The sequence below is a fragment of the Spiribacter aquaticus genome (assembly GCF_007625215.1).
GTDB classification, from domain to species: Bacteria; Pseudomonadota; Gammaproteobacteria; order Nitrococcales; family Nitrococcaceae; genus Spiribacter; species Spiribacter roseus.
On record NZ_VMKP01000001.1, the window covers coordinates 575,508 to 587,345 of the forward strand.

Here is an 11,838-nt window from a genome sequence, read left to right on the forward strand (position 1 = left end):
CCCCCGGCTAGGCGCGGATGTACTGCCAGCCCGCCTGCTGCAGACGGGCGATCGCCACCACCGCTGAATCGGTCTCGGCCACGCCGGCGTCATTGTTCAGGCCCTGACGGGTCAGGCTCGTGCGGCAGAGCACCAGCTGCGCGTCGGTGTCGGGGTCGGGGTGCTCCAGCGCCGCGGCCACCGCCGCCGCGTTGGCGATGATGCGCAGCTCCGCCGCCGGCGCCATGGCCCTGAAATTGAGCAGATTGCGGCGCGCCCGGGCCAGCGACCCGGCGGTCGGCGCATGAAAGATCACCCGGTCGGTCATGGCGCAGCCCCTTCGCCGATCAAGCGCTCGACCTCGTGGACGGTCCGCCGGAAGCCGGGATCATCGCGGCGCTCATCCAGCGGCAGATCCACCTCAAGCAGGGCCCGGACCCGCGCCGGCTGACGGGGGCCGGCGTGGCCAAGCACCATGATGCGGTCGCTCAGCAGGGTGGCCTCCTCAATGTCGTGGGTGACGAACACGATGGCCGCCGTGGTCTGGCGGCGCAGGGCGATCAGGGCCTGCTGCAGCCGCCCGCGGGTCATCGCATCAAGGGCCGAGAAGGGCTCGTCCATGAACAGCACCCGCGGCTCGACCGCCAGCGCCCGGGCCAGGCCCACGCGCTGCTGCTGACCGCCCGACAGATGATGGGGCCAGCGATGGAGGAACTCGCCCAGGCCGACCTGCTCGAGGTGGTGACGGGCGCGTGACTGGCGCTCGGCGCGTGGCACGCCGAGGTTCTCCAGCCCCAGCTCGACATTGCCGAGGACACGCCGCCACGGCAGCAGGCGCGGCGACTGGAACACCATGGCGCTGTCGCGGGCCTTGCGCGGCGCGTGACGGGGGCGCTCGATGCGCCCGGCCAGTGGCGGCAGCAGGCCGGCGAGGGCGCGCAGCAGCGTCGATTTGCCTACCCCCGAGGGCCCGACGATGGCGATCAGCCCCTGGGCCTGAAGCGTCAGATCGACCCCCTCGAGCACCGGGGCGTCGCCGAAGCCCACGGCCAGCTGCTCGGCGCTCAGTACTGCCATTGCAGGATCCGTCGCTGCAGCATGACGAACACCGCGTCCACCAGGGCATAGAGGCCGGCGATGGTCAGCATGTAGACCACCACGATGTCGGTGGCGAGCAGGCTCGAGGCTTCCATCATGCGCTGACCGATGCCGGTGATGCCGAACAGCTCCGCGGCCACCACCGTCATCCAGCCCTGGCCCAGGCCGGCACGCAGCCCGCCGAGGATGCCGGGCGCCGCGGCGGGCAGGGTGATCTTGCGCAGCCGCACCAGCGGCTGGTTCTGCCCGAACGCCGCGGCAAGCTCCTGATAACCCGGGTCAATGGCATCCACCGCGCTGTAACTGGCGAAGTAGTTGATCCAGAACACACCGATGCTGATGATGAACGCCGCCGCGGTCGGGGTGATGCCAAACCAGATGATGGCGAACGGGATCCAGGCCAGCGGCGGGATCGGGCGCAGCAGCCGCGCCAGCCAGGCATGCACCGCATCAAAGGCGGGGAACATCGCCGCACTCATGCCCACCGCAATGCCCAGGCTCGAGCCCAGCAGCAGACCAATCCCGTAGTGCTGCAGACTCGAGACCACCATGGTCTGCCAGATGCCGTCACGGATCTCCTGGGCGAGCACGCCGGGGATCGCTGAGGGCAGCGGCACCAGGGTGTTCGGGAGCAGTCCCAGCCGCAGGATGCCCTCCCACAGCAGCAGGAACCCGGCGAGTCCCGCCGCGCTCGCGACCAGCCGCCTGCCACGGGGTCCGGCGTCAATCACCGTCGGTCGCCGCCTCGTAGAGCGTGTCGTTGAAAAGCGCCGACAGATCGACCGGCTTGACCAGGCTGCCCTGGCGGATCTGGAAGTCATGCATCCGGCGGGTGCCCTCGCGGATGGCGGCCGGATCGGCGACGTAGTTGGACGCCGGCGACTGCAGGGCGCGCTCAACGGTGGCCAGCGGGATCAGGCGCTTGCCCACGAACTCGCGCACGTAGGGCGCGACCTCGGTGGGCTGGTCGTTGAGCTGCCGTGTGGCGCGCTCATGCAGGGCCAGCAGGCGGATCAGGGCCTCGCGCTCGTTGGCGATGACCGACTCCCGCGCCGCCAGCACCGCGCCGGGCTGGCCGGGCAGCATGTCGCCGGCGGTGGCCACCACCCGCGCGCCATCCACCCGCTCGCGCACCGTAGTCAGGATCGGCTCAAGCGTCGACGCCCCGTCCACCGCGCCGGCAAGCAGCGCCTGCTGAACCCGGTCGGCGCCCATGGGCAGGATGTCGACGGCATCAACGCCCACGTCCAGCTCCTCGATCAGCCAGTGGCGCAGGACCGTGTCCGGGACCGAGCCCTGGGGGAAGGTGGCGATGCGCGGGCGGCTGCCGGTGCGTTCCTCGAACAGCTCGAACGCCGCCGCGGCATCATCGGGTTCATCGGCGAAGGCCTCGGCCAGTTCCCCGGTGGCCATCAGCCCGATCTGCTCCTGAATGCTCGCGGCCAGCACCTGGATGGGGATATCGCGGCTGCGGCTGACCATGGCCGGGCCAATGCCGAACACCATGACATCGAGCTCGCCCGAGGCGAGGGCCTGGACCATGGCCGGTCCACTGCCAAAACGGGTCAGGGCTAGATCCAGCCCGGCCTCGTCCGCCCAGCCCGCTTCTTCGAGCACGAACAGCTGGGCGACCGGCAGGATCGGCATGTAGCCCACCTCGAGGGTCACCGGCGACTCGGCCCGGGGGGCGGCCGCCGCCAGGGCCAGCACCGCCCCGAGGGTGAGGGCGATCAGTGGGTTGCGGGTCGAGCGGTTCAAGCGCTGATGGGCAGACATACGGGTTCCGTCGCTGATCAAACCCGAAAGCTTACTCAGTCTGAGCACTCCGCGTTAAATAACGAACTGGAATATCCATATTCCCGCCGCCCTGGGACGCGCGCCGGGGCCCATCCGGGTTATCCTGTCGGGTGTCAGTCAGTGCCAGCCACGTGAGCGAACGCCATGCTCTTGATGATCGACAACTACGACTCGTTCACCTACAACCTGGTCCAGTATCTGGGCGAGCTGGGCACGGATGTCGAGGTCTATCGCAACGACGCCATCGATCTGGCGACCATCGAGCGCCTGCAGCCCGAGCGTATCGTCCTGTCGCCGGGGCCCTGCACGCCTGACGAGGCGGGCGTCTCCATGGCGGTGGTCGAGCGCTTTGCCGGGCGGCTGCCGATCCTGGGGGTCTGTCTGGGCCATCAGGCCATCGGCCAGGCGTTTGGCGGGGCAGTGATCCGCGCCCAGACCGTGATGCATGGCAAGACCTCGTGGGTGCATCACCGGGATCAGGGGGTGTTCGCCGGGCTACCCAACCCGCTCGAGGCCACCCGCTATCACTCGCTGGTGCTTGAGGCGGCGACCCTGCCGGCCTGCCTCGAGGTGACGGCATGGACCGAACATGCCAACGGCGATCGCGAGGAGATCATGGGCGTGCGCCACCGCGAGCTGGATGTCGAAGGGGTGCAGTTCCATCCCGAGTCCATCCTCACCCGCACCGGGCACGATCTATTGCGCAACTTTCTAAGGAGTCAGCATGGAGATGCAGGCGGCGATCCGACGGGTGATGGCCCGCGCTGATCTTGACCACGCCGAAATGACCGCGGTCATGCAACGGATCATGACCGGCGAGGCCACGGGGGCACAGATCGGCGGGTTTCTGATCGGTCTGGGGATGAAGGGCGAGACGGTCACCGAGATCGCCGCGGCGGCGGCGGTGATGCGCGAGCTGGCCATGCGGGTCGAAGTGGATCGCACCCATCTGGTGGACACCTGCGGCACGGGTGGCGACGCCCGCGGCACGTTCAATATCTCCACGGCCACCGCGTTTGTGGTGGCGGCGGCCGGTGGTCGGGTGGCCAAGCACGGCAACCGCTCGGTCTCGAGCGCCTCGGGCAGTGCCGATCTGCTGCAGATCGCCGGGGCGCGTCTCGATCTGGAGCCCGCGGCCGTGGCCGAGTGCATCGACACCGACGGCGTGGGGTTCATCTTCGCCCCGCAGCACCACCAGGCCATGCGCCATGCCATCGGCCCGCGCCGCGAGATGGGCGTGCGCACCCTGTTCAACCTGCTGGGCCCGCTCACCAACCCCGCGGGCGCCCCCAATCAACTGCTGGGCGTCTATGACGCCGCCTGGGTGCGGCCCATCGCCGAAGTGCTGCGCACCCTGGGCAGCGAGCGGGTGATGGTGGTGCACTCCGAAGACGGCCTTGATGAGATCAGCATCGCCGCCCCCACCCGGGTGGCGGAACTGCGCAACGGCGAGGTGCGTGAATACACGATCCGTCCCGAGGACTTCGGCCTGGAGTCGGCTTCGCTCGAGTCGCTGCGGGTGGATTCCGCGGAGCGCAGCCTCGAGGTGATCAAGGCGATCTTTGACGGCCTGCCCGGTCCGGCGGCGGATCTACTCGCGCTGAATGCCGGTGCGGCCATCCATGTGGCGGGCCTTGCCGACCACCTTGGCGACGCCGTCGCCCATGCCCGCGGGCTGCTTGCGAGCGGCGAAGTGCGGACCCGTTTCGACCGGTTCATCGCCACCAGCCAGCGACTGGGGGCAACGCCATGAGCGCTGGCCCGGATACCCCCGATATCCTGCGTCGGATCATGGCCCGCAAGGCCGAGTCGGTGGCCGAGCGCCAGCACCAGGTCAGTGCCACGGCGCTTGAGGCCCGGCTGGGCGAGGCACCGCCGGTGCGGGGTTTTCGCGCGGCCCTCGAGGCGCGCATCGGCGCCGGCCATGCGGGGGTGATCGCCGAGGTCAAGAAGGCCTCGCCCAGCAAGGGAGTGCTCCGCGAGGCCTTCGACCCCGCCGCCATCGCCCGCAGCTACGAGCACGGCGGTGCGGCCTGCCTGTCGGTACTCACCGAATCGGCGTTTTTCCAGGGCGCGGACGCGCATCTCGAGCAGGCCCGCGCCGCCTGCCGCTGCCCGGTGATCCGCAAGGATTTCCTGTTCGATGACTACCAGGTGCTTGAGGCCCGGGTGCTGGGTGCGGACTGCATCCTGCTGATCGTGGCTGCGCTGGATGACGCGCGACTGCGCGGGCTCCACGACCAGGCCCGGGCGCTGGGCATGGATGTGCTGGTGGAGGTGCATGATGCCGCCGAGCTGGATCGGGCGCTGGCGCTGGACACGGACCTGATCGGCATCAACAACCGCGACCTGCGCACCTTCGAGACCACCCTGGAGACCACCGCCCGGTTGGCGCCCGCCGTCCCCGACCACGTGCGGCTGGTGACCGAGAGCGGCATTCATCACCGCGACGATGTCAGCGCCATGCGTGCGCGGGGCATCGACGCCTTCCTGGTGGGGGAGGCCTTCATGCGGGCCGATTCCCCCGGTGATCAGCTGGCCGCGCTGTTCGGCTGATCAGCGCGCCTCGTGCACCACGATGGTCCGGCCGCGGGCCGAGATCAGATCATCGGCCTCCATGTCGCGCAGCACCCGGCCGACCATCTCCCGCGAGCAGCCCACCAGTCGGCCGAGCTCGATGCGGGTGATCTTCAGCTGCATGCCCGCCGGGTGGGTCATGGCATCGGGCTGGCGGGCGAGGTCGTGGAGCGTGGCGAGCACCCGGCCGCGGACGTCCTCGAAGGCCAGTGAGCGGAACCGGCGGTTGGTGTCGCGCAGCCGGCTCGAGATCTGCTCGATCAGCGGCTGCAGCACAATGGCATGCTCGGCCTGCACCCGCGCAAAACCGGCATAGCTGATCTCGGCGAACTCACAGGTGGTGCGGGTACGGATCCAGGCGCTGCGCTGCGGCGCCTCCAGGAAAAGCCCCATCTCGCCGATGAAATCCCCCGGGTTGAGATAGGCCAGAATCAGCTCCCGCCCGTCGGGCTCTTCCTCGAGCACGCTCACCGATCCGCTCAGCAGCAGGAACAGCCGGTCGCTGCTCGAGCCCTGATGGATCAGCGTGGAATGGGGGCGATAGCGGCTGCGGCCGCAGTGGCGCAGCAGCTCGATGATCGATGGGCGCTGGAAAAAGCGATAGCTGGCCGGTGACATGGGAACCTCCGTGTTTCCTGGAATCGCATCGGTCAATCGGTTCTTGGACGTTATACTCACCGGCGGTAATCGGATATGACCCATATGGAGGGGTCCAGAATGGGGGGTGAACCGTGAAAGCGCATGTACGCTGGCTTGATGGGATGGCATTCGAGTCGGAATCCGGCAGTGGCCACCGACTAACGGTGGATGGCCCACCGGATCTGGGCGGCCAGGGCAGGGGCCCGCGGCCGATGGAGCTTATGCTCCAGGGCCTTGGGACCTGCTCGGCGGTGGACGTGGTGTATATCCTCGAGCGCGGTCGCCATGCGGTGACGGGCTGTGAGGTGGATATAGAGGCAAGCCGCGCGGAGACACCCCCCAAGGTGTTCACTGCGATCCATCTGCATTTCCGGATCAGCGGGCACGCGCTCAAGGACGCCGCGGTGGAGCGGGCCGTGAAGCTGTCCGCCGAGAAATACTGCTCGGCTTCGATCATGCTGGCCAAGGCATGCACGGTCACCCACAGCCATGAGGTGGTCGCGGCCCCGGGCACCGGGGATGGCTTGTCGCCGTAAACCGGTTTCTGTACACTCCACGATCTTAATTCGGGCGCGTTGACTTCGGAGAAACAGCACCCATGAAAACGTTTAGCGCCAGAGCCGAGACGGTCCAGCGTGACTGGTATGTCGTCGACGCCACCGGCAAGACCCTCGGACGACTCGCCTCTGAAATCGCCTATCGGCTTCGGGGCAAGCATAAACCGGAATTCACGCCGCACGTTGATACGGGCGACTATATCGTTGTGGTGAATGCCGAGCAGGTCGATATCACCGGCCGCAAGGCGGAGCAGAAGATGTATCACCGTTTCACGGGATATGTCGGCAACATGAAGTCGACGAATTTCGCGACGCTGATCCAGGAGCACCCGGAGCGGGCTATCGAGTTCGCGGTCAAGGGCATGCTGCCCAAGGGCCCCCTCGGCCGGCAGATGCTCGGTAAGCTCAAGGTTTACAGCGGTGGCGAACATCAGCACCATGCCCAGCAGCCTCAGGCGCTGGAAATCTGAATCGGAGCGACGATAACTGATGGCAGTCCAACAGTATTACGGCACCGGCCGGCGCAAGAAGTCCTCGGCCCGTGTGAACATGCGGCCCGGCAACGGCCAGATCACCGTCAACGGCAAGCCCCTTGACGAGTACTTCGGCCGCGAGACCGCGCGCATGGTGGTGCGTCAGCCCCTCGAGCTGACCGACACGACGGAAAAACTCGACATCAAGGTGAGCGTCTTCGGTGGTGGGTCGAGTGGTCAGGCCGGCGCCATCCGGCACGGCATCACCCGCGCGCTCATCGACTACGACGAAGCGCTCAAGGGCGGCCTGCGCAAGGCCGGCTACGTGACCCGCGACGCCCGGATGGTCGAGCGTAAGAAGATCGGCCTGCACAAAGCGCGCCGCGCCACGCAGTTCTCCAAGCGCTAAAGGGTTTATTGGGGGATCGTCTAGCGGTAGGACTACGGACTCTGAATCCGTCAACCCAGGTTCGAATCCTGGTCCCCCAGCCATCCATGAAAGACCCCGCTCCCCAGCGGGGTTTTTTATGGATAATTGAGTGCCAGGGTTCGAAGCTGGAAGGTTCGACTGCGACCGCTAGGGAGCAGAACGACCGCGCACAGCGCGTGTCGGCCCGAAGGGCGAGGCCGGAGGCCGAGTAAACCTGGTCCCCCAGCCATCCATAAAAGACCCCGCTCGCTAGCCTACGGGCTGGAGGATGATATGAGTGTAAAGACCGATACTTTCGGCAGTGTGCGAGTGACCGGTAAGGATGCGGCCCGCCTGGACCGATATGTCCGTGATGAAAATCAGCCGAACGCCCGTTCTGCCCAAGCCGTCAAGCGGGCTCGTGAGCTGATTGCGGATTGGGATGCGAATGGCGTCAGAAGCCTCAGAGTCCACGTGAAGGTCTCCGACGAATAGCGACCTCTCTTTACGATGGGGGTCAGAGGTCAGGGCGGCCAACACGAGCTGACAGTTCGCCACATAGGGCTGCAAGATAAGACAGGAGCCCTGTCCCTGGGCGAGGCCGAGTTCGCTCCTCTGAAAGCCTTCCTGAGAAATGAAGCCAAAAGGCCGTCCGTGGAGTTTTATCTGAAGTACGGTTTTACACCGATACAGGAAAGTCATGAGTATCAGGGGAGTCTAGTATTGTTCCTGGATCTTCATCCTCACGTGTAACGATAGGGACGAGAGTTGAAGCAGAAAATCGAACTCTATGGCCGGCTCCGCGAAGTCGCCAGCACTCAGACCGTGGAGTTGTCCGTCGACACGCCCTGCACCATTGCCGAGGCATTGACCGCGCTGGTCCGCGAGTATCCGGCGCTGGCCGACACCCTGCCGCGTGTGGCGTGTGCGGTGGGCGACGAGATGCGAACCCGCCAGGACATCCTGCAGGGCGACGAAACCCTGGTGTTATTGCCGCCGGTGAGCGGCGGCTGATGTATGCTGTGAGGTTGTGCATGCAGACGCCCGGGAGTAGCCGCCTTGACCGATCCTCTTGCCGAATGGATCTCGACCCACGGTGAGGCCGTCCTATGGGCGGACTTCCCGCGCGAGGCACTGGAGGCCGGTGAGCGCCTGATCCAGTCACGGGCCGTGCTCGACTGCAGCCCCGGGGGTCAGGGGTTTTTCGCCCGCGTCCAGGCCGATCGCCGCCACATCCACTCGGTGGACATCCGGGTCCATCCACTGCCCTCGCACCGGCCCCTGACCTCGCTCTGCAGCTGCCCTGAGGGCGGCGCCTGCGGGCATGCCGTCGCCGCGATCCTGCACTACCTGGGCCGCACGGCACCGGCCGGGCTGACCCGCGCCAACCCGGCCGTCACCCAGTGGCTGGATCGCGCCCGCCGGCTTGCCGCCGAGTCGCATTCATCGGCGACGCCACGCGGCGAAGCGCTGATCTATCTGCTTGACCGCGACGCCAGTGGTCGCCTGACCGTGACCCCCCAACGCGCCCGATTGCGCCGGCACGGCGGCTACGGGCGGCTGTTGCCGTTTGCCGGGATGCGCCGGGCGCCCGAGGGTCTGCTGACGGCCGCCGACCGGCGGCTGCTGCGCCTGCTGCCCGAGACCGGCTGTCCCGTGAATCCGGACGATGCGTACTTTCTGCTGCAGGCGCTGGCCGCCACCGGGCACGCCCACTGGCAGCAGCCCGACGCCGCCGCCATTCAGGCCGCACCGGCGATTGAGGGGGCCTTCGCGTGGCAGACCCTCGCCGATGGCAGTCAGCGCCTGGCCGTGGATGCCGGCGCCGGGTGCCTGGCCCTGGCCGCGCAGCCGCCGCTGTGGCTGGCGCCGGCAAGTGGCACCTTTGGTGTCATCGACACGGGTCTGGCGCCGGCGCTGGTAGCCGAACTCCAGGCCGGCCCAGTGGTCGCCCCCGAGGAGGTCCCGGCGGTGGCCGCCAAGCTGTCTGACGGGCGTCTGCCCATTCCGGTGCCCGAAGCCCCGCAACGGCGCCGTGTGGAGGGCGTGCAGCCGGTCCCCGTCCTGCGCCTGACGCGCCTTGGCGACACCCGCCGGCCGGCCCGCGATGAGCGGGGCGAGGCCGTCGCGGAACTGCACTTCGATTACGATCAGCATCGCATCGATGCCGAGACCGGGGGCGACTGGCTGTCGGTGTTCGAGGGTGGCGAGATCCTTGATTACCCGCGCGATACCCGCGCCGAGACCCGCGCCCTGCAGCGCCTCACCCAGGTAGGCCTGCATGCCACCGGCACCATGGCCGAGGGCCGCCGCGTGCCGGATCACACCCGCGACTGGCGCAAGATCGTTGTCGAAACCCTGCCCGAGCTGGAGGCCGAGGGCTGGCGGGTGAGTGTGGAGCGCGGCTTTCCCTGGCGGGTGGTCAGCCCCGATCAATGGCAGGCCGAGACCCGGTCCAGTCAGCCCGGCTGGTTCAGCTTTGGCATGACCCTTGAGGTGGAGGGCGAGCAGCACCCGCTGATGCCTCTTCTGCTGGCGCTCATCCGCGAACACCCCGAGGCCATGGCCACCCGCCATCTGGAGGCGATTGATCCCGACAGCAGCCTGCTGGTGGACCTGGGTGATGGGCGCCTCGCGCCGGTTCCCGCGCGTCGGCTGGTGCCCCTGCTCAAGGGGCTGACCGAACTCTATGACCCGACCACGCAGTTGCGTGACGGCCAGCTCGTCCTGCCCACCGCCCGCGCGGCGGTGCTGGATGATCTCGAGCGGGCCGAGGGCCATGCCCTGCGCTGGCGGGACGAGGCGCAGGTGCGGGGTCTGGGGCAGGCCCTGAGGCATCCGCCGGCGGAGACCGAAGTACCGGTGACGCCGCCAGGCCTGCGTGGCGAACTGCGGCCTTATCAGCGCGAGGGCGTCGGCTGGCTGCAGCACCTCTCGCGGCTGGGCCTGGGCGGGGTGCTGGCCGATGACATGGGGCTTGGCAAGACCCTGCAGGTGCTCAGTCATCTGCTCATGGAAAAGGCCGCCGGCCGCACCCAGGCGCCCAGCCTGATCGTCGTGCCCACCAGCCTGCTGTTCAACTGGCAGCGCGAGGCCGAGCAGTTTGCCCCGACACTGCGCGTGCTGCGGCTGCATGGGCCGCAGCGCCACGCCGACTATGCGCGTCTGGGTGAGCAGGATCTGGTGCTCACCACCTACAGTCTGGTGGTGCGCGACATCGAGCGGCTGCAGGCACAGGCCTGGCACCTACTGGTGCTGGACGAGGCGCAGGCGGTCAAGAACCCCCGCGCCCAGGCCGCCCGGGCAGTGCGCACGCTGAGCGCCGGGCAGCGCCTGAGCCTGACCGGCACGCCGCTGGAGAATCACCTCGGCGAGCTCTGGTCGCAGTTCGACTTCGTCCTCCCGGGGTTACTGGGGCATGCAGCCGCGTTCAAGCGGGTCTATCGCCGGCCCATCGAAGATGACGGCGACGACAGCCGGCTGGCGGCGCTGCGCGCGCGGGTGGCGCCGTTTCTGCTGCGCCGGACCAAGGCCGCGATCGCTGAAGAACTGCCGGCGAAGACCGAGATCCCGGTCTACGCCGAGCTCAGTGGCGATCAGCGCGCCCTCTACGAGCAGCTGCGCCTGGGGCAGGAGCCGCGCATTCGGGAAGCCCTGGCGCGCCCCGATCAGCCCCAGAACCGGATCCAGATCCTCGACGCCCTGCTCAAGCTGCGCGAGGCCTGCTGTGACCCTCGATTGGTACGCGATGCGCCGCAGACCGCCCATCGCTCGGCCAAGCTCGAGCGGCTGCTGACGCTGATCGACGACCTGCGCCAGTACGACCGCCGCATCCTGGTGTTCTCGCAGTTCACGCGCATGCTCGACCTGATCGGTGCGGCGCTCACCGCCCGCGGCATGACCTATGCCCGGTTGACCGGCGAGACCCGCGATCGCGAGGGCGCCGTCCAGCGTTTTCAGTCGGGCGAGGTGCCGATCTTTCTGATCAGTCTCAAGGCCGGCGGGACGGGGCTTAACCTGACCACGGCGGACAGCGTCATCCACTATGACCCCTGGTGGAACCCGGCCGTCACCCGCCAGGCGACGGACCGCGCGCATCGCATCGGCCAGGATCAGCCGGTGTTCGTCTACCACCTGCTGACCCGGGATACGGTGGAAGACCGCATTATGGCGATGCAGCGGGACAAGGCCGATCTGGGCGAGCGCCTGCTGGGCGATCAGGATGCCTCGGCGGTGAGCGCCCTCGATGCCTCCACCCTCGAGACCCTGTTCCAGCCCCTGGGCGGCGAGGACCCGGCCCAGGACTGAG

14 protein-coding genes and 1 tRNA gene are annotated in these 11,838 nt (G+C 68.0%); 10 read left to right on the forward strand and 5 right to left on the reverse strand.

Features of this window, described 5'->3' with window-relative positions:
• Positions 1–7 precede the first annotated feature (7 nt).
• From FPL11_RS02875 to FPL11_RS02890, 4 genes are read right to left on the reverse strand one after another with little or no spacing between them, the layout of a single operon-like run.
• Positions 8–307, reverse strand: coding sequence for a hypothetical protein (locus FPL11_RS02875; RefSeq protein WP_110882450.1), 300 nt, complete (start codon positions 305–307; stop codon positions 8–10).
• Positions 304–1,056, reverse strand: coding sequence for an ABC transporter ATP-binding protein (locus tag FPL11_RS02880; RefSeq protein WP_144347139.1), 753 nt, complete (start codon positions 1,054–1,056; stop codon positions 304–306). Before FPL11_RS02880 ends, FPL11_RS02875 begins: the two co-directional genes overlap by 4 nt.
• Complete coding sequence (locus tag FPL11_RS02885; protein WP_235011832.1) at positions 1,044–1,808, reverse strand: ABC transporter permease; 765 nt, start codon at positions 1,806–1,808, stop codon at positions 1,044–1,046. Before FPL11_RS02885 ends, FPL11_RS02880 begins: the two co-directional genes overlap by 13 nt.
• Positions 1,801–2,835 (reverse strand): ABC transporter substrate-binding protein, encoded by a 1,035-nt coding sequence (locus tag FPL11_RS02890; protein WP_235013512.1) that lies wholly within the window; start codon positions 2,833–2,835, stop codon positions 1,801–1,803. The genes FPL11_RS02885 and FPL11_RS02890 overlap by 8 nt, the downstream gene beginning before the upstream one ends.
• A gap of 183 nt (positions 2,836–3,018) precedes the next feature.
• Here FPL11_RS02890 and FPL11_RS02895 point away from each other — a divergent pair, with 183 nt between their 5' ends.
• From FPL11_RS02895 to trpC, 3 genes are read left to right on the forward strand one after another with little or no spacing between them, the layout of a single operon-like run.
• The gene (locus FPL11_RS02895; RefSeq protein ID WP_144347141.1) at positions 3,019–3,642 is read left to right on the forward strand and encodes an anthranilate synthase component II; all 624 of its coding nucleotides are present in this window, start codon (positions 3,019–3,021) and stop codon (positions 3,640–3,642) included.
• On the forward strand, positions 3,599–4,627 hold the full coding sequence (gene trpD, locus FPL11_RS02900) for an anthranilate phosphoribosyltransferase (protein WP_144347142.1): 1,029 nt from the start codon (positions 3,599–3,601) through the stop codon (positions 4,625–4,627). Before FPL11_RS02895 ends, trpD begins: the two co-directional genes overlap by 44 nt.
• On the forward strand, positions 4,624–5,430 hold the full coding sequence (gene trpC, locus FPL11_RS02905) for an indole-3-glycerol phosphate synthase TrpC (protein ID WP_144347143.1): 807 nt from the start codon (positions 4,624–4,626) through the stop codon (positions 5,428–5,430). Before trpD ends, trpC begins: the two co-directional genes overlap by 4 nt.
• Here the strand turns inward: trpC and crp are convergent, their stop codons facing one another.
• The gene (gene crp / locus FPL11_RS02910; protein ID WP_144347144.1) at positions 5,431–6,069 is read right to left on the reverse strand and encodes a cAMP-activated global transcriptional regulator CRP; all 639 of its coding nucleotides are present in this window, start codon (positions 6,067–6,069) and stop codon (positions 5,431–5,433) included.
• Between the two features lie 113 nt (positions 6,070–6,182).
• Between crp and FPL11_RS02915 the strand changes: the two genes are divergently transcribed.
• The 7 genes from FPL11_RS02915 (at position 6,183) to FPL11_RS02945 (ending at position 11,837) form a co-directional block, all read left to right on the forward strand.
• Positions 6,183–6,626, forward strand: coding sequence for an OsmC family protein (locus tag FPL11_RS02915; protein WP_144347145.1), 444 nt, complete (start codon positions 6,183–6,185; stop codon positions 6,624–6,626).
• Between the two features lie 62 nt (positions 6,627–6,688).
• Positions 6,689–7,117: a 50S ribosomal protein L13 gene (gene rplM, locus FPL11_RS02920; protein WP_110882459.1), complete on the forward strand. Its 429-nt coding sequence runs from the start codon at positions 6,689–6,691 to the stop codon at positions 7,115–7,117.
• 19 nt (positions 7,118–7,136) lie between these two features.
• Entirely contained in the window at positions 7,137–7,529 is a 393-nt protein-coding gene (rpsI, locus tag FPL11_RS02925) for a 30S ribosomal protein S9 (RefSeq protein ID WP_110882460.1), read from the forward strand.
• A 9-nt stretch (positions 7,530–7,538) separates the two neighbouring features.
• Positions 7,539–7,612: transfer RNA gene (locus FPL11_RS02930), tRNA-Gln, on the forward strand.
• Between the two features lie 211 nt (positions 7,613–7,823).
• Positions 7,824–8,024: a hypothetical protein gene (locus FPL11_RS02935; RefSeq protein WP_144347146.1), complete on the forward strand. Its 201-nt coding sequence runs from the start codon at positions 7,824–7,826 to the stop codon at positions 8,022–8,024.
• A 273-nt stretch (positions 8,025–8,297) separates the two neighbouring features.
• The gene (locus tag FPL11_RS02940; RefSeq protein ID WP_144347147.1) at positions 8,298–8,543 is read left to right on the forward strand and encodes a MoaD/ThiS family protein; all 246 of its coding nucleotides are present in this window, start codon (positions 8,298–8,300) and stop codon (positions 8,541–8,543) included.
• A 45-nt stretch (positions 8,544–8,588) separates the two neighbouring features.
• Positions 8,589–11,837: a DEAD/DEAH box helicase gene (locus tag FPL11_RS02945; RefSeq protein WP_144347148.1), complete on the forward strand. Its 3,249-nt coding sequence runs from the start codon at positions 8,589–8,591 to the stop codon at positions 11,835–11,837.
• Position 11,838 lies beyond the last annotated feature (1 nt).

Coding starts and splice junctions, on each gene's coding strand:
- trpC (WP_144347143.1), top strand. CDS start 4,624: ATGAGCGCTGGCCCGGATACCCCCGATATCCTGCGTCGGATCATGGCC.
- FPL11_RS02875 (WP_110882450.1), bottom strand. CDS start 307: ATGACCGACCGGGTGATCTTTCATGCGCCGACCGCCGGGTCGCTGGCC.
- FPL11_RS02880 (WP_144347139.1), bottom strand. CDS start 1,056: ATGGCAGTACTGAGCGCCGAGCAGCTGGCCGTGGGCTTCGGCGACGCC.
- trpD (WP_144347142.1), top strand. CDS start 3,599: ATGGAGATGCAGGCGGCGATCCGACGGGTGATGGCCCGCGCTGATCTT.
- FPL11_RS02935 (WP_144347146.1), top strand. CDS start 7,824: ATGAGTGTAAAGACCGATACTTTCGGCAGTGTGCGAGTGACCGGTAAG.
- rpsI (WP_110882460.1), top strand. CDS start 7,137: ATGGCAGTCCAACAGTATTACGGCACCGGCCGGCGCAAGAAGTCCTCG.
- rplM (WP_110882459.1), top strand. CDS start 6,689: ATGAAAACGTTTAGCGCCAGAGCCGAGACGGTCCAGCGTGACTGGTAT.
- crp (WP_144347144.1), bottom strand. CDS start 6,069: ATGTCACCGGCCAGCTATCGCTTTTTCCAGCGCCCATCGATCATCGAG.
- FPL11_RS02895 (WP_144347141.1), top strand. CDS start 3,019: ATGCTCTTGATGATCGACAACTACGACTCGTTCACCTACAACCTGGTC.